Source organism: Agrobacterium sp. RC10-4-1, from assembly GCF_014138475.1.
Taxonomy (GTDB): Bacteria; Pseudomonadota; Alphaproteobacteria; order Rhizobiales; family Rhizobiaceae; genus Agrobacterium; species Agrobacterium pusense.
In genome coordinates this window covers 1-15,473 of sequence record NZ_JACJIT010000015.1, presented here as the reverse complement: position 1 = coordinate 15,473, position 15,473 = coordinate 1, and the positions used below count along the sequence as shown (strand labels likewise).

Sequence of the window (15,473 nt, the reverse complement as noted above, 5' to 3'; positions counted from 1 at the left end):
CATCCGCGGCCACGGAGCCAGCCTATGTCCGAAGCCCAAAGTGCGACCAATATCGATGTGCGCATCATTCCGCATCGCGAACGCCATCCGCGCATTTTCGGTGCACTTGGCGCGTTGACCGAGGGTCAATCGCTACAGATCACCAGCGATCACGATCCCCGTCCACTGCTTTACCAACTCGCCACCAATTTCCCCGGCCAGTTCGGCTGGGAATATCTCGAACAGGGTCCGGACGTCTGGCGTCTCGATATCGGCCGGCTGGAAGAACAGGCCGAAGGTTCGGAAGACGATATCTCCGGCTGCGAATGCTGCTGCGGATCCGAACATTGACCCCAGCGCCTGCGGCATGGTGAAAATTCCTCTGGCGGACGGCCCCCGCCGCCGCCAGCCGACAGATGAGGTGATGCAATGACGGAAATGATCAGGGAACTCGATGTCCGGCGGCTTTTGCTGAGCGGCGGCGAGCCTTTTCCGGCCATCATGGAAGCCGTGGCAGGGCTTGCGCCCGGTGAGGCGCTGCGATTATACGCCACCTTCCGGCCCAGTCCACTGTTCAAAATGATGGCGGAACGCGGTTTCAACCATCAGGTCCGCGAAATCGGCGGCGGCGACTGGGAGGTGCTGTTCACGCCGCGATCCAGTGAAGCCGAGCAGATTTCCGTGTCGCCCGCGCTTGCGGGCAACGCGGAGGAGCCGCAGATATGGCCCGACCCGGTCGTCTATCTCGATCTGAGCGATGAGGCGACCGGGGGTCAAACGACCCGTACGCTTGCCGCACTTGACCGTCTTCCCCTAGGTTCCGTGATCTTCTTGCTGATGCCGCAGGAACCGACCTTCCTCTACCCGGAGCTTCTGGCCCGGGGTCATCAATGGGCCGGAAATTTCGACGAGGCGCGTACGGCGTTTCGCATCTTCATCCGCGCCGGTGCCGGCGCGCATTAAACCATAAGTCAAACTCCCGGAAAACGAAACGCCCCTGAAATTGCTTCCGGGGCGTTTTGTTTTGGCGGTATGGCAAGCAGGCCTTCTAGGCTTTGAGCGGTTTGCGCTCGCGCATCAGGATTGGCCCGTACTCGAAGCAGAACAGACCGAAACCCACGATCCAGAGAAGCGCCGAGCAGGCGTAGAGACGCATCATCGCGCCGGGGAAGAACTCGGCTGCCGGCCTCAGCAGTGCGCAGGCGATCAGCGCCACATAAGCGGCAATAGTGACTTTGCTAGCCGCGAGCTTTCGTCCGGTATGGCCGAGGCTCGCTCTGGTCATCACCGCAAGCATCATGCAGCCGATGACGCCGACGGTGAAGACATGCAGGACCGAGCGTGTATCCATGACATCGAGAGCCGCCAGCGCGATGGCGATGAAACCGGCGGGGATGAAGGCATAGGCCGCATGCAGCACCACCAGCACCTGGTCCGGCCATGTCGTCCAGCCGCGCCAGCGGATGAGCCGCACCGCATGCATGCAAGCCGCCAGAAGCGCCGTTGTCACGGCCAGCATGCTCTCGGGTTCCATTGTCCAGGTGGCCAGCGCCGCAACGCCGGTGAGGATGGCGGCGGTGTCGAAGCCGTTATAGGGCACAGGAAAATCCGTGCGGCCAAAACGGTTCAGCCAGTTGCGAGTGAAACTCGGCACGATCCGGCCGCCGACGATAATGACGAGCACGGTGTAGGCTGAGACGGCGAGACGGGTCGCCATCTGGCTCAGGTCGCCTTCAATCGCCGCCAAATGGAAAACGATGTTGGCGACGGAAAGCGCCAATAGCCCACCCAGCACTTTGAGGTCCTTCCACTTGCGCCCTGCAATGACCTCGCGCGCGCAGATCGTGAGAAGTGCCGGCAGGAAAAGTCCGTCAACGGTTGCGGCGGTGACCACACCCACCGTGTCTGGCACGAGCAGGAAGATCCGGCCCGCGCACCAGAGCGCAAACAGCCAGACCAGCGGTTTGCCCGATACGGGCAGCCGCCCCGTCCAGTTGGGCACAGCCGTCAAAAGAAAGCCGGCCAGCACCGCTGAAGCGAAACCGAACAGCATCTCATGGGCATGCCAGTTCGGCGCGCCGTAATCTCCGCCAAGGTCAATGAAGCCGGAAAGTGCTGCTATCCACAACACCATCGCCACGATGGCCCAAAGGGCGCCACCGAGAAAAAACGGCCGGAAGCCGTAGGAGAAGATAACCGGGCCGCTGCGTGCCAGCCCCCTTGGAATGCCGCCTTTTGGCCGGCTGCGCCCCTGGGTGGGAACGGTTTGGCTGCCACTCATTGTAATGCTCCTCATTTGGTCTTGACATATGTCTAGACGCAATCCCGTCTCGCTTCTTTGCGAACAGGCAAAGAGGAGGTGCTACCCGTCCGCATGAAGCCGTAACCTCCTGCCAAAATGTCGCAGGTGGCCCGACGCGCAGTTTGCTCCATCTCAAATTGTATTTTCGTACCTCCACTACAAATGCTGGGACAGAGCGAAGCATGCTCTGCCCCAAGAGGGACAGGAGAAATATGATGACGGAAACCTTCCACATCACACGGCGTAATATTCTCGCAGGCGCGGCATTTGCAGGGGCTTTGGCTCCCGTCATCATGCCATCGACAGCGAGCGCGGCAGAGGAAAAAAAGGCTGCGGCCAAGCCATTGACGAAGGCGGAGATTGGAGTACTACCTCGCGTAAAAGTTGATCTCGTCAAGCCGCCCTTCGTGCATGCTCACACGCAGAAAGCCGAAGGCGGACCGAAGATCGTCGAGTTCACGCTCACGATCAAAGAGCAGAAGATGATCCTCGACGACAAGGGCACCGAGGTCCACGCCATGACCTTCAACGGTTCGGTTCCGGGGCCTCTGATGGTGGTGCACCAGGACGACTATGTCGAACTGACCCTCATCAACCCCGATACCAATGAGCTACAGCACAACATCGATTTCCACTCGGCCACCGGCGCGCTCGGCGGCGGCGGGCTCACCATCGTCAACCCCGGTGAAAAGGCGATCCTGCGCTTCAAGGCCACCAAGGCCGGCGTCTTCGTCTATCACTGCGCACCTCCCGGCATGGTGCCGTGGCACGTCACCTCGGGCATGAATGGCGCGATCATGGTACTGCCGCGTGAGGGCCTGACGGATGGCCACGGCAAGGAGCTTGTTTATGACAAGATCTATTATGTCGGCGAGCAGGACTTCTACATCCCGCGCGACGAGAACGGCAATTTCAAAAAATATGAAAGCGCCGGCGACGCCATGGCCGACACGCTGGAGGTGATGCGCAAGCTGACACCGAGTCACATCGTCTTCAACGGTGCGGTTGGCGCGCTAACGGGAGAACACGCCCTTCAGGCCGCCGTGGGTGAAAAGGTGCTGATCGTGCATTCGCAGGCGAACCGTGATACCCGCCCGCACCTTATCGGCGGCCATGGCGATTATGTCTGGGCAACGGGTAAATTCCGCAACCCGCCGGATCTCGACCAGGAAACATGGTTCATCCCCGGCGGCACGGCGGGCGCGGCCTTCTATACCTTCGAGCAGCCCGGCATCTACGCCTATGTCAATCACAACCTTATCGAAGCCTTCGAATTGGGCGCGGCCGCCCATTTCAAGGTGACGGGCGAGTGGAACAACAGCTTGATGCAGGCGGTGCTCGCCCCGTCGAGCATCTGACACAAACGGTAGCGCGCCCGTCGACAGCCGCGGGCGCGCTCAAGGTTCTGCTCTCCGCGCCTGAACGCAGGTCCGAATTTGGCGTCTTCTCGACGCAGGCAGGTTCCCATGGGCATTCCCCGCGACAGCCACTTCCCAAACGCCGTCTCGCTTCTTCTCCCGCTCTCGATTGCAACGCTTTTGGCAACGGCCATCGGTTTCCAGTCCGGGATCATCCGCAGCGGCATTGATGACCGCGCGGCCATGATGGCTCCACAGGTCGTTACGGTGCCCGCAGGACATTTCACATACCGGGCGGAGGGCGAATATTTCCGCAATGGCTATGCCGTCGATGGCCCGGTGGTCGACGTAGTGATGCGGCAAAATCTGACGATCATGAAATATCAGGTATCGAGCGGCGATTATGCGCGCTGCGTAGCGGAAGGCGGCTGTCAGCAGCCGGAACCCGGCTTTGCCGCTCCCGTCGGCGGCGAGATACCGGCAACCGGAATCAGCCAGGATGACGCCCGCGCTTATGCGACGTGGCTGAGTGAGCGGACAGGCGAGGTCTGGCGCCTGCCGAGCGACGCTGAACTGGCTTTTGCCGCCGGGTCGCATTTTCCGGATGAGACGCTGGGTGTCGGCGCGGACAGCGAAAACCCGGCCTTGCGTTGGCTGGCCGATTACGAGCGGCAGACCAGCCGTAAAGCCTCGGACAACCCGGTTCCGCAATCCTATGGCAGCTTTGGCGAAAACGAATATGGCCTTGCCGATTTCGGGGGCAACGTCTGGGAATGGACATCGAGCTGCAGCCACCGCGTGACGCTCGGCAAGGATGGTGAGGCGATCGATAGCGTTGCCTCCTGCGGTATCCCGGTCGCGTCGGGAAAACATCGGGCGGCTATGAGCGCCTTCGTCAAAAACCCGAAGAGCGGAGGCTGCGCTGTCGGAGTACCGCCTGACAATCTCGGCTTCCGGCTGGTGAAGGATACGCGCTGGTATGCTCCGCTCATCGAAAAGCTCCGGGCAGCCGGTCGGGCTACGTGATAGTCGTCACTTAAAACATCCAGTTGATTTATATCATTTGTTCTTCTTCGCCCGATGGGTAGAGCTGTGTCGTTGAGAATACAGAACGCTCGCATCATGTTTCTCCTGGCAGGGAGCGCGCGGTGCCAGTTAACCGGAGAGGGTGCAAGTGAAGATTGACCGAAGCGTCATCCGGTCGCTGGCCTTGTTTGCCAGGATGGCCGACGATGAGCTGGACGGACTGCTGACGCACGCCACATCTCGGCTGGTGCCGCCGGGCGAAGCCATCTTTGAGCAGGGCCAGCCAGCCAAGCATTTCTTCCTGCTCATTCATGGCCGCCTGAAGGTGACGCAGGTCACGCACGATGGCCAGCAAATCATCGTGCGTGTGGTGCATCCCGGTGATCTCTTCGGTTTCGCCCGGGCGCTGCAGCGGTCCGATTATCCCGGTACCGCGACCACGGCCGCCGAAAGCGTGATCCTTTCCTGGCAGACGGACCTCTGGCCGCACTTCGTCGAGCAGAACCCGCACCTTGCCGTCTCCGCCATGCAGACCATTGGCCAACGTCTTGAGGAAGCCCATACGCGCATACGCGAAATGTCGACGCAGGAGGTAGAGCGTCGGGTGGCGCACGCCGTACTGCGCCTTTCGCAACAGGCAGGGCGCAAGGAGGTGGACGGTATTCGAATCGACTTCCCGATCTCGCGGCAGGACATAGCGGAAATGACCGGCACCACGCTCCACACCGTTTCTCGCATCCTGTCCAGCTGGGAGAGCAAGGGCCTGGTACAGGGCGGCCGGCAGAAGCTTCTCGTATGCGATCTACCGGGCCTTGCTCAACTGGCGGACGGCGATATCAGTCAAGTCTAGGGCGGAGCCTTTGCCTCGCTCATTGCGACAGCCTGCTCTTGCGCATTTCTTACTCTCTGTCGGTTATAAGCAGGCTGCTAGTTGAAGTGGCGGGACATATAATGTTTATAAATGCGGTAAACACTGAGGGGAGCGAACCATGCCCCATGTCGCCCGCGTATTTCAGTCCGGTAACTCCCAGTGGATTCGCCTGCCGAAAGAATGGCGTTTCGGCGTTGATCGTGTGGACATAACGCAAGAGGGCGATGCACTGATCTTGTGTCCCCATGTTGAGCGTGCCGAGGCCTGGAACTCCCTGATAGCAGCGATGGCACGCGGCGAGAGCGACGATTTTATGAAAGACGTGCGCGACCAGTCAGATCGACAGGACCGGCTGGAGATCTATACGATGTTTCCGTAATCGCGCATCTTCTCGACACGACTGCGGTTGTAACATTGTTGGCCGCCGATCGGACATATTCCGGCTCTTCACGTCGACCGAAGAATCTTGAAACCATTTTGAATCTTCAGCTTTCCGGGACTTGAGCAGCGCGTGGCTCGCCGACACCCTTGTCACCCTGATGTGCGCAATCATGTGGACCGGCCTGGTCTGATCGAAGGCCTTGGGCTGGGTGGCAATAACATCCCAGTCGAAGTCGAGACGTCAGTCTGCATGTTCAAGATTCGCGCCGCCGGCATGTTGATCGGGCGGTCCGTCACGCGTGAATGCGTGATCCTCATCGCAACCTCGTGCGCAAAGCCAGCGTAGACTTTTCCGGGCGTGGCCAGCTCTGGTAGTTCGTCCCGTCGCCGCTGAATTGTATATCACTTTCTACGACCGTCTGTGGTCCGCAAGTTTGGCATGATCTCCCGCCGACACATGAATCAATTGCCGGTCGCCAGCCAGCGCGCTATGCCAATGTGACATATGGTTAGCGATAGGATGGGCACCTCGATGGCGGACGCGAAAAGTATGATGCCGATCAGGGACCGGAAAAGATCCAATGGCGGGTTGCGCTCGCTTTGCGACAAACGCATGGGAATTCCATCGCAGCTTCATCCGTTTTCGTTCTGTTTATTTTGAGTGTTTCTCATGGATCTACTCGACGCCCCTGCTATCTACATACTGTTTGTTCCTCCAATTCTCCTGGCCGCAATAACCGGAGGTTTGCGGCTTGGACTGCTGGCATTTTTCCTGGCGTTTTGCTCCGCAAGCTATCTGAGGTCGCTTACCCCCGGCGGCGCCCAGGTCCCCGAGTTGATGGTTTTCGGAGCGGTCGGCATTGCAATTGCGTACCTCGGGGGGTCGCTCAAACGCCTGAGGCATCAATATAAGGCGGCAGAAGAAGCGCTGAACACGCGCGAGGCACACCTAAGGTCTATACTCGATACTGTGCTCGATGCCACGATCGTCAGCCAGCAGGATGGCACGATTGTCTCTTTCAATGCAGCTGCCGTCAGGCAGTTCGGGTACTCCGAGGACGAAGCAATTGGGCAAAATCTTCGAATGCTGATGCCACAACCTTATCGGCACGAGCACGACGGCTACCTCCAGCGCTATCTCGCGACCGGCGAAAAACGCATTATCGGAACCGATAGGGTCGTGGTCGGCCAGCGCAAGGACGGGTCGACATTTCCCATGAAGCTCGCGGTTGGAGAAACGCATCGGGGGGGCAAACGGTTTTTCACCGGTTTCGTGAGAGATCTTACCGAAAGAGAGGAATCAGCAGCCCGCCTACAGGAGATTCAGACTGAACTGGCAAGATTGGCACGGCTGAACGAAATGGGAGAGATGGCATCTACCTTGGCCCACGAGCTGAACCAGCCGCTTTCGGCGATTGCCAACTATGTTCATGGTTGCGCACGCTTGCTACAGGGCTCCGAAAGTGAAAGGGACAGGCAATTGCACGAAGCCCTGAGGGAAGCAGGTGAACAAAGTGTCAGGGCAGGTCAAATCATTCGCCATCTCCGAGAATTCGTAACTAAGGGTGAGACTGAGAAGCTGCCTCACAAACTCCGCCATCTGGTTGAGGAGGCGGGCGCACTGGCGCTGATGGGTTCAAGAGAAAAAGGTGTGCGATCCGTCTTTGACTTTGCTGCTAGCGACGATATGGTCATGGTCGACCGAATTCAGATACAGCAGGTACTCACGAACCTGATGCGAAATGCAGTCGAGGCGATGGGCGAGTCCCCAAAGAAAAACCTTCGGGTGAGCATCAAGGCTGCTGAAAGCGGCAAAGCCGCAGTAACAGTCGAAGATTCCGGCGCCGGCATTCCCAATGAGATTTCCGACCAGTTGTTCAGGCCTTTTGTCACGACTAAGGCTGGCGGAATGGGAATCGGGCTGTCCATATCGAAGCGTATCATCGAGGCTCACGGCGGAGAGATAACCGTGTCACGTAGCGAGCTCGGAGGAGCAAGATTTACATTCACACTGCCAGCCTATGATGGGGAAGAAAATGGCGAACGATGATTTCACTGTGCACGTCGTTGATGACGAGGAAGCTGTCAGGAAATCGCTCGCCTTTATGCTCAGCATGAGCGGTCTTGGCGTGAGAGTGCATGAAACGGCTACCGCCTTTGCATCGCTTGCGCCCAGACTTCACCGCGCTGTGCTGGTGACTGATTTGCGCATGCCGGACATAAGTGGTGTTGAGCTGATCCGACGGATCCGCTCAGAGGGGGTGCGTATACCGTCGATAGTAATCACCGGCCATGGCGACGTGCCTATGGCGGTGGAGGCAATGAAGGCCGGCGCCGTTGACTTCATTGAAAAGCCATTTGCAGATACGGTCATCATCGACGCGATCCACCGTGCGGCTACCCGTCTGGATCCCCGTGCTCCCGAAACGGAATCGGCAGAAGAAGTACGCAAAAGACTGGAGACGCTGAGCGAACGCGAGCGGCAGGTTCTCGCGGCGGTGGTGGCGGGGCACCCGAATAAGTCCATAGCCTTCAATCTGGACATAAGCCCGCGAACCGTGGAGGTCCACAGAGCTAACGTCATGGGAAAAATGAAAGCTCGAAGCCTTCCCGAGCTGGTCCGCATGTCACTTTCGATTGAAATCGCGGACTTTGGAAACTCCGACGGAAATTGATCCAGAACAAGGCGCGCAAGGTCAAGAGGCTGTTCAACTGGCCCTGCTTGTCGCGTTATTGCAATGTTCCCGGTGTCAATTTGCCGACTACACGACATATAACTTCGATTGTGAAGGACCCCGCACTGTCGCGCGGCTTGGCGTTCGCCCTGCGCGCGTACGGATATGACGTCGCGTCATTCCGGTCCTGGAAGTATGCCGGAGAATCGGTCGGTGGAGCGATTTGTGTTATTCTCGACGGCTCCCTTCCAGAATGCGAGCGGGAAGCATGTCTCGCAACCCTCCCCGTAAAGACGCCTGTCCTTTTTCTTGCAGAAGACGAGACGTTCAGCAACGAGAGGCCAAGCATAGAAATCCTTCACAAGCCGCTAACGGGCACGGATATCGTGAGTGCGCTGATGCGGCTAGGTAAAAACCCTTAGTGGAACAAACGAATTTTGGCAGGCGTCGCTCTGCGGCATAGTCGGGACAATCAAAATTGAGGGTCAGCTCACATGCTCGCTATGGCTTCCGCCAGTTATTCCTCCCGTGGCTCGTCTCCGTCACCCGGTCTGCCAATGGGGGTAGTCCGCCCGCGCGCTATCACTTTTCATGCCTCCGGTAGTGAGATTTATGCGCAGGGCGAAAAGTCTGGATCTCTGTACAGGATAGAGTCCGGGGCTGTGCGCATCTACCGTCTGCTTACGGACGGCCGTAGGCAGGTTGTTGCGTTTCATGTGCAAGGGGAAACGTTCGGTTTTGAGGCGTGGGGGTGTCGGAGCTTCTACGCCGAGGCGATCGTGCCAACCGGATTGACGTCGATCGAGGCAGAAGGAAGCGAAATTCACCGCGGCGACCTGATGGCGCTCGCCTTGCGAAGCATGATTCGGGCCCAGGAGCATCTGCTCGTGGTTGGCCGCCAAAGCGCCCTCGAGAAACTTGCGGTATTCCTTGTTGACCTTGATCGTCGACAAGGCGATGTGGGAATTATCGATCTGCCGATGACGCGAACGGATATCGGCGATTATCTCGGGATGACGGTTGAAACGGTATCGCGGAGCATGTCCAGGCTTCGCGAGAAGGGTATTGTTCGCCTGAAGAACGCCCGCTGTATCGAAATACTCAGACGCGACAAACTCCAGGCGATCAGCGAGTAACCCGACCCCGGCCCGAGTGAGGGGGAGTGCGTGCAGAACCTGCCACCACTCGACCTCGGTCTGGCACCCTCCGCATTCTTCTCCTTGGTTTTGTCAGGTGGTGCAGGAGCTGTATGGAGCCCTGGCCGCACACCGCGGACGCGGTTATTCGTGGCGGGGGTCATTGAACCCTGTAAGGCAGGTCGCTGTCATCGGCGCGCGAAACGGCACTGCATGTCCCGCTTGCCGGGGGAAATTTGCGCGGCTCAGCACGCAAACAACCGGTCAAACTGTTGGTCGCAAGGTGGCGACCAACAGGATGAATGGCAACGACGGTGGTCAGATCGTGAGAACGTAGACGATCTCGTAGGTCGCAGGATCGATGATGATGATCCGTTCGTCAGCAAGAACGATATATTCGTAATCACGGTACTGCGGAACGATCTGGATCACGCGCGCTGGGAGCTTGTGAAGCCTAACGGTTCTTGGAACCGCGGTTCCAACGGAAATGCTGAATGTCGGGCGGACGGGTTCGACCTTGTTTTCGATGATTACATTTCGGATTTCGGTGCGCTGCTCGGTCGTGACATTGACGTTCACTTGCGAACCGGACTTCTGCTCTTTTGTCGCCGCAGATGGCGACCCCGAGACATCGCCGTTCGTCGCACCAGCAGTGCCTGTCGTTTCAGTCTTGGTTTTGGAAGAACCAGGCATCCGGGCTTGGTCCGGTTACCAGCTCTGCCGAACGGGATCCGACGAGCAAACAGGAACGCGGCTCTGTGCCTAACGCCTGGTTTGCCCGCGATGAGACGAAATAGCCGATATTCTGCGCTATCCACGTGCCAAAATGAAAAAGGTCCGGAAGGTTCGGAACGGGATCACGATCGACGATCTCTATGGTCTCCTGACTACCGATGCCAATCGCCTCGTGTAGCTTTCCGGCCGCTCTACCGCTTCAGTTGCTATCTCCCCCTTATTTGGACGTTCGCCTGCGCCACTGTCCAGACCCTTGCATCGTCGCTCGTATGCCTGACGCGCCGCCATGCTTGTTGAGCACTAGGCCTCCGATGCTGGAACCAACACAACATCAAAGGGTTAATCAGGTGGATCAATCTACGCAGATCCGAGCTAGGGAGAAAACCATGAAAAACACTGTTCTCACCGCCGCCTTCATTTGTGTCTCGGCCCTTACAGCACATGCTCAAGGTGCGCCCGCGGCCAACAGCGACGGAAACACGCCGGCAATTGCGACCCCCGACACGAAAAACCCGACGGCCCCGGTGGAGGGCGCCAACAGTTTTACTGAGGACCAGGCAAAGGATCGGATCGAAAAAGCGGGTTATACGGGGTTGAAGGATCTTAAGAAAGACGACAGGGGCGTTTGGAATGCCACCGGCATGAAGGACGGCAAAACTGTTTCGATCGCTCTCGATTATCAGGGCAATGTTGTTGCCAAGTAACCTCTAGGAGGATGTTATGAAAACTGTTACCGGACTTTTTGACGATTACGCAGACGCAAGTTCCGCCGTCAGTGAACTAGAAGCTCAGGGCGTACCATCCAGCGATATCAGTATCGTTTCCAATAACGGCGATCGGCGGCACAAAGAGTCGAATGCCGCAGAAGGGGCCGGAACTGGCGCGGGGATCGGTGCGGTCGTCGGCGGCGCGGGCGGCCTGCTCACCGGCCTTGGCTTGATGGCCATTCCGGGCGTCGGTCCGGTCGTTGCAGCTGGCTGGCTTGCAGCGACTGCAGCGGGCGCGGCAGCCGGTGCGGTTGCAGGTGGGGCCGCTGGCGGGATTATTGGCGCACTGACGAGCTCCGGCGTCCCGGAACGAGATGCCCACTTCTACGCGGAAGGCGTCCGCCGGGGTGGCACCCTCGTCACCGCAAAGGTAGATGACGCCTTGGCGCCGGAGGCTGAAGCCATTCTCAAACGCTCGAATTGGGTCGATCCGACAGAACGTCGCGCCGCGTACGAGAAGCAAGGATGGACGCGTTTCGACGAAACGCTGTCGCCCTACGAGGCCGAACAGATCGAACAGGAACGGCTTCGCTATCGCGGCAATGGTATGTGAGAGTTTCAGGAGGGGCGCCACGGTGGCGCCCCTCTAGTGACGCCCGATACCACCTTTGATAAAGATCTCGTACACCAGAAAATTGCCGCGATTAATTCAACGGTCTGCGGCAGAGATTTCATTCCACCCGTTCTAATTGGTATGCAGAATTCGTAAGCGGAACAGCAGTCGGCCGTAAGTGCCACTTGCCCCTTTCTGATGTCTCTCGGCATGCAAACCTTGCAATTTCGCCCGGATCCCCTTTCGGTACCGTCCGTTCACGCAAGGAATATTGCAAACCAAGTTTTAATAATTACCGTCAATTATAATGTGGCGCGGCTTGTACAGCGTCCGCCCGCCCGCGTCGTAGACACTGACATTTTCCGAAACTTTTCATGATCGTCACCTTGTCTACAATATTTGCGGCCATGCTGATCACAGTGAATGCAGCGCAGACAAATTGGTTCGCAAGTTCGGACAGCGAAGTAACGCTCGCCCTGGCACAATTAATAAACTCTAACTGCGATCGTGACATTGCGTCGCGCAGGTATACACAGATTCAGGTCGGATTTTTCGTCACTAACGTCCAATTCAGATGCTCGTTTCAATCCTCACCCTAGTTGTCATTTTCATGCCCATCTACCCATTCTTCAAATGGGTTCATCATGACGCGCAAAATGCGGGCACATCCTCAAAATCGCACCAGGCCAGCCGCGGCCTGGAACGACACTAATTTCGCGCGGCCGCTCTCCTGTCGATGATGAAAAATTTCCCCGCGCCTGCATTTAAGATCCCGAAAGCCTCCGCTCGACCCGGGCATGGTGCAGGACTGCCGTCATTGCCGGACGATCCAAGTTAGGCGAAAATCTTATGGCGTCTCGACCTCGCCGAACGAAGTGAACGACATGAGCGGAAGGTAGCTTGCTCTTAGGGGCGCCACCCGCATGGCGCCGCTATCGGACATCCGTTTCTCTCCCTCCCAGCCCGTTCATTAGCGCGTTTATCAGAAGAAGCGGCTGCCAGTCTCCATCCATTGACCTCATGGAACCTCATTGCCGACGAGTCGTTTTGTTTTTGCGAGAGGGCCACGTCGCCATGTTTTCTCGGGGCCCAGGAAAACAAGGAGAAAAATCATGGTGAGCGGCCAACTGAAAGCATTGCTGGGTGTACTTGCGGTAGCGGGCTATCAGAATAGGGAGAAAATCGCGGAATTTCTGAGGGGGTTGAACGCGCAGCAGTCCGCCGAAGCCAACCGGGATGAAGGATCGGCATCACCGCGGTCGGGCGGCGGCGACCTACTCGGCAAGCTCGGTGGCGGCAGGGACTCCGGCGGGATCGGATCCATTTTCGACGGGCTCACCTCAGGAGGAATTTTAAGCGGTGGTCTGAGCGACCTTCTCAAGACGTTCCAACAAAACGGCTTCGGGCAGAAGGCGGAATCCTGGATCAAGCCAGGGGCAAACGACGACATCAACGCCGACGAACTCTCAGAGGCGATCGGGCCGGAGGTTCTCGATGAATTGGCCGCGAAGACACGTCTGTCGCGTGAAGAGATATTGGCGCGTCTAAGCAAGGATCTACCGCAAGCTGTCGATGAACTGACGCCAGATGGGACCATTCCATCCGACCAGCAGGTTCCGAAGCCCTGATACAAATCGTTGCTGGAAAGCACTGACACGCTGTGGGCTGCTTGATCTGTTGAGTAAATGCTGGCCGCGTGAGGTCGCATACAAGATATTGCGGACGCTTTTCACTCTCTGGAGCACCAGGAAAATGGAGGCGGCAGGCCCGATTTCCGCTAATCAGGAAACATCGGTCAAAACGCCGCGGTTCTCACCGCCACCGTAAACCCTTCGCGGAACTTGCCTGCAACGAGGTGGCTGGGCGGGCGACATGGAGCCCAAAGGCGATGGACGGGTTTGGAGATTGGTGCCCGGCACCATTGCCCGGAAAATAAATGTGTTGCAAGGTGCCGCCGATGGATGGGGGTACAAATCCATGAAGCAACCGCATATGCAAGTTGCCCAGGTTCTGATGAAGGGCGCGGGCTTTTATTCATGGTGTCTCCGAGAAAACAGCCTGACTGCTGACAAGGCTTTTGCACAGATATATGAAATCGACGAAGGAGAACTCGCGCGCGGTGTTCCAGTTGAGTTTATTCTTGAACGTATCGTGGAGGAAGATCGGCCACGGCTGGCCGCTAGAATTCATGAAGTCATTCTGGGGGGTGAACCACTCGTCTCGCCGTATGCAATCGAGTGTCCCAGCGGACGTCGAAAATCTCTTCTGAGTATGGGCTCCTGCTCTCGAGACCTGGACAATCTTCCTTCAATCTATTCCGGGGTCGTACTCATTGAGCAGACCGCTGAGACGAAACTCGAGACGGGTCATCTGGAATCGCAAATAACATCCGCTATAAAAATCGCCAGGAATGCGGGGCTTGAGCTCACCGAACGATACCTTTTTTCGGCGCTGAGATCGATGTCGTCTTCGGAGCTTCAAACGTGAACGGAGGGCGCGTAATGAGCAGCTTCTGACACCAGCGAGGAGAACGTGAGCCGTACGGCAACCGGCCTTCTCACCTTTTCATGCGCTTCTGGCACTCGCCCACCGCGTTCGTAGGTAGTGCGCGAGTGGCGGTGCTTTCGCGGCAGAAACACAGATTTCTTTCTTTTCTCGGCTTCACTGTAACGACGCCGTTTGAAACCATTGGCGCGTGTAGGCGCCTTGACGAAAACCGAACTCTGGCCTGCAACGGAAGACATCGTCGACAGCAGAACATGCTGACACGGTTTGCGGCCGACAGTCTTTATTTAATCAGGGCGTATTTCATTTAATCAAGCAACAGGCGTAAAAACGCGCGCTTAATTTACCCGCCGGCATTAATTGCTGACGTGATCAAGGTGACATAGGCGGGCGGTCCCTTGTTGATGCCTTTCACGGACTGGCCGTTGGTTTTATTTTTGACCTTCTACTATCTACTATCCAGCTCCACAGTATCGCCTGCTCAAAACGCTTCAAGAAACGGGCGGCATATATGGTCATGCGGGATGAGCATGTCGCGGAAGAGCTTGAAGCCTTTCCGCGACAAGTTTTTGCAACTGCCAGAGATTTCGATCGAAAATGTTGCGCTCCGAGAGATCAAGAACCGTGCGATGCAGATATTCCGCGCAGGAACCGGCCGGCCCGCACGCCTGGGCGATCAGCGCGGCGGCCTCATTGAGAGGCACCTTGTATGTCAACGGCGACTGCTTCGGGCTTGCCCAGAACGTTAGTACCCGACGGGCGCCCGCCGGCGTCTTGACCGTGACCCAACGTACCATGTCAGACACCTCAGCATACCGGATTTCGCGCGCCAGAAGGTTCCGGAGATCTCGTTTCTTTGTAGCACATGGAAGCTTGAGAACCACGCCGGAACAGCTTCCCCCTGGCTGAAGGGCGAGCATCAGACCCGGCGCGTCTGAGGTGGCACGAAGCCGTTCGATCCTTAGCGAGAACGCACGATGCCAACCGTGGACGACGGCGTTTTCCATGCCCGCCACTTCAAATCCGGGGTTCCACATCAATGAGCCATAGGCGAATATCCAGATTTCCTCTTCGCCAGCTTGCTTCTCTATGTAGTGGCCCCATAAATATCTGGACGCGATCTCCCACTTGTTAAGTGTGAGGAGTAATGTGCCCATTATGACTAGTCACATCCCTAAGATAGAA

At 57.6% G+C, this 15,473-nt stretch carries 16 protein-coding genes; 13 read left to right on the top strand and 3 right to left on the bottom strand.

Features of this window, described 5'->3' with window-relative positions; all coding sequences use genetic code 11:
* Window positions 1–24: 24 nt before the first annotated feature.
* A complete protein-coding gene (locus FHW77_RS25870; protein ID WP_022557544.1) occupies window positions 25–330 on the top strand; it encodes a DUF2249 domain-containing protein in 306 nt (101 codons plus the stop codon).
* Window positions 331–408: 78 nt separating this feature from the next.
* Entirely contained in the window at window positions 409–942 is a 534-nt protein-coding gene (locus tag FHW77_RS25865; protein WP_182591029.1) for a DUF2249 domain-containing protein, read from the top strand.
* An 85-nt stretch (window positions 943–1,027) separates the two neighbouring features.
* Here FHW77_RS25865 and FHW77_RS25860 read toward each other — a convergent pair whose 3' ends face one another.
* Window positions 1,028–2,260: an NnrS family protein gene (locus tag FHW77_RS25860; protein ID WP_182591028.1), complete on the bottom strand. Its 1,233-nt coding sequence runs from the start codon at window positions 2,258–2,260 to the stop codon at window positions 1,028–1,030.
* A gap of 236 nt (window positions 2,261–2,496) precedes the next feature.
* Here FHW77_RS25860 and nirK point away from each other — a divergent pair, with 236 nt between their 5' ends.
* The 7 genes from nirK to FHW77_RS25825 all read left to right on the top strand — a co-directional run bounded on the left by nirK (window position 2,497) and on the right by FHW77_RS25825 (window position 9,728).
* Window positions 2,497–3,639, top strand: coding sequence for a copper-containing nitrite reductase (gene nirK, locus FHW77_RS25855; RefSeq protein ID WP_003585379.1), 1,143 nt, complete (start codon window positions 2,497–2,499; stop codon window positions 3,637–3,639).
* Between the two features lie 108 nt (window positions 3,640–3,747).
* A complete protein-coding gene (locus FHW77_RS25850) occupies window positions 3,748–4,665 on the top strand; it encodes an SUMF1/EgtB/PvdO family nonheme iron enzyme (protein WP_182591027.1) in 918 nt (305 codons plus the stop codon).
* A gap of 148 nt (window positions 4,666–4,813) precedes the next feature.
* On the top strand, window positions 4,814–5,515 hold the full coding sequence (locus FHW77_RS25845) for a Crp/Fnr family transcriptional regulator (RefSeq protein ID WP_034499545.1): 702 nt from the start codon (window positions 4,814–4,816) through the stop codon (window positions 5,513–5,515).
* A gap of 139 nt (window positions 5,516–5,654) precedes the next feature.
* Window positions 5,655–5,915, top strand: coding sequence for an antitoxin (locus FHW77_RS25840; protein ID WP_034499543.1), 261 nt, complete (start codon window positions 5,655–5,657; stop codon window positions 5,913–5,915).
* Window positions 5,916–6,587: 672 nt separating this feature from the next.
* Entirely contained in the window at window positions 6,588–7,967 is a 1,380-nt protein-coding gene (locus FHW77_RS25835) for a PAS domain-containing sensor histidine kinase (protein ID WP_081859577.1), read from the top strand.
* On the top strand, window positions 7,954–8,592 hold the full coding sequence (gene fixJ / locus FHW77_RS25830; protein WP_077986064.1) for a response regulator FixJ: 639 nt from the start codon (window positions 7,954–7,956) through the stop codon (window positions 8,590–8,592). Before FHW77_RS25835 ends, fixJ begins: the two co-directional genes overlap by 14 nt.
* A 494-nt stretch (window positions 8,593–9,086) precedes the next feature.
* The gene (locus FHW77_RS25825) at window positions 9,087–9,728 is read left to right on the top strand and encodes a helix-turn-helix domain-containing protein (protein WP_034499537.1); all 642 of its coding nucleotides are present in this window, start codon (window positions 9,087–9,089) and stop codon (window positions 9,726–9,728) included.
* Between the two features lie 318 nt (window positions 9,729–10,046).
* Here the strand turns inward: FHW77_RS25825 and FHW77_RS25820 are convergent, their stop codons facing one another.
* Window positions 10,047–10,421 (bottom strand): DUF1236 domain-containing protein, encoded by a 375-nt coding sequence (locus FHW77_RS25820; protein WP_051674317.1) that lies wholly within the window; start codon window positions 10,419–10,421, stop codon window positions 10,047–10,049.
* Window positions 10,422–10,849: 428 nt separating this feature from the next.
* Between FHW77_RS25820 and FHW77_RS25815 the strand changes: the two genes are divergently transcribed.
* The 4 genes from FHW77_RS25815 to FHW77_RS25800 all read left to right on the top strand — a co-directional run bounded on the left by FHW77_RS25815 (window position 10,850) and on the right by FHW77_RS25800 (window position 14,270).
* Window positions 10,850–11,167 carry a hypothetical protein gene (locus tag FHW77_RS25815; RefSeq protein WP_022557534.1) on the top strand — a complete coding sequence of 106 codons (318 nt, stop codon included), beginning with the start codon at window positions 10,850–10,852 and terminating at the stop codon, window positions 11,165–11,167.
* Between the two features lie 16 nt (window positions 11,168–11,183).
* Window positions 11,184–11,783: a general stress protein gene (locus FHW77_RS25810; protein ID WP_182591026.1), complete on the top strand. Its 600-nt coding sequence runs from the start codon at window positions 11,184–11,186 to the stop codon at window positions 11,781–11,783.
* A 1,112-nt stretch (window positions 11,784–12,895) separates the two neighbouring features.
* Entirely contained in the window at window positions 12,896–13,411 is a 516-nt protein-coding gene (locus FHW77_RS25805; RefSeq protein WP_022557531.1) for a YidB family protein, read from the top strand.
* A gap of 244 nt (window positions 13,412–13,655) precedes the next feature.
* Entirely contained in the window at window positions 13,656–14,270 is a 615-nt protein-coding gene (locus FHW77_RS25800; protein WP_022557530.1) for a PAS domain-containing protein, read from the top strand.
* Between the two features lie 533 nt (window positions 14,271–14,803).
* Here the strand turns inward: FHW77_RS25800 and FHW77_RS25795 are convergent.
* The gene (locus FHW77_RS25795; RefSeq protein ID WP_286086168.1) at window positions 14,804–15,445 is read right to left on the bottom strand and encodes a gamma-glutamylcyclotransferase; all 642 of its coding nucleotides are present in this window, start codon (window positions 15,443–15,445) and stop codon (window positions 14,804–14,806) included.
* Window positions 15,446–15,473 lie beyond the last annotated feature (28 nt).

Bases quoted from the DNA above. Each gene is read 5' to 3' on its own strand.
- FHW77_RS25795 (WP_286086168.1), bottom strand. From the start codon at position 15,445: ATGGGCACATTACTCCTCACACTTAACAAGTGGGAGATCGCGTCCAGA.
- FHW77_RS25800 (WP_022557530.1), top strand. From the start codon at position 13,656: ATGGAGCCCAAAGGCGATGGACGGGTTTGGAGATTGGTGCCCGGCACC.
- FHW77_RS25865 (WP_182591029.1), top strand. From the start codon at position 409: ATGACGGAAATGATCAGGGAACTCGATGTCCGGCGGCTTTTGCTGAGC.
- fixJ (WP_077986064.1), top strand. From the start codon at position 7,954: ATGGCGAACGATGATTTCACTGTGCACGTCGTTGATGACGAGGAAGCT.
- FHW77_RS25870 (WP_022557544.1), top strand. From the start codon at position 25: ATGTCCGAAGCCCAAAGTGCGACCAATATCGATGTGCGCATCATTCCG.
- FHW77_RS25840 (WP_034499543.1), top strand. From the start codon at position 5,655: ATGCCCCATGTCGCCCGCGTATTTCAGTCCGGTAACTCCCAGTGGATT.
- FHW77_RS25860 (WP_182591028.1), bottom strand. From the start codon at position 2,260: ATGAGTGGCAGCCAAACCGTTCCCACCCAGGGGCGCAGCCGGCCAAAA.
- FHW77_RS25825 (WP_034499537.1), top strand. From the start codon at position 9,087: ATGCTCGCTATGGCTTCCGCCAGTTATTCCTCCCGTGGCTCGTCTCCG.
- FHW77_RS25815 (WP_022557534.1), top strand. From the start codon at position 10,850: ATGAAAAACACTGTTCTCACCGCCGCCTTCATTTGTGTCTCGGCCCTT.
- FHW77_RS25810 (WP_182591026.1), top strand. From the start codon at position 11,184: ATGAAAACTGTTACCGGACTTTTTGACGATTACGCAGACGCAAGTTCC.
- FHW77_RS25805 (WP_022557531.1), top strand. From the start codon at position 12,896: ATGGTGAGCGGCCAACTGAAAGCATTGCTGGGTGTACTTGCGGTAGCG.
- FHW77_RS25820 (WP_051674317.1), bottom strand. From the start codon at position 10,421: ATGCCTGGTTCTTCCAAAACCAAGACTGAAACGACAGGCACTGCTGGT.
- nirK (WP_003585379.1), top strand. From the start codon at position 2,497: ATGACGGAAACCTTCCACATCACACGGCGTAATATTCTCGCAGGCGCG.
- FHW77_RS25835 (WP_081859577.1), top strand. From the start codon at position 6,588: ATGGATCTACTCGACGCCCCTGCTATCTACATACTGTTTGTTCCTCCA.
- FHW77_RS25850 (WP_182591027.1), top strand. From the start codon at position 3,748: ATGGGCATTCCCCGCGACAGCCACTTCCCAAACGCCGTCTCGCTTCTT.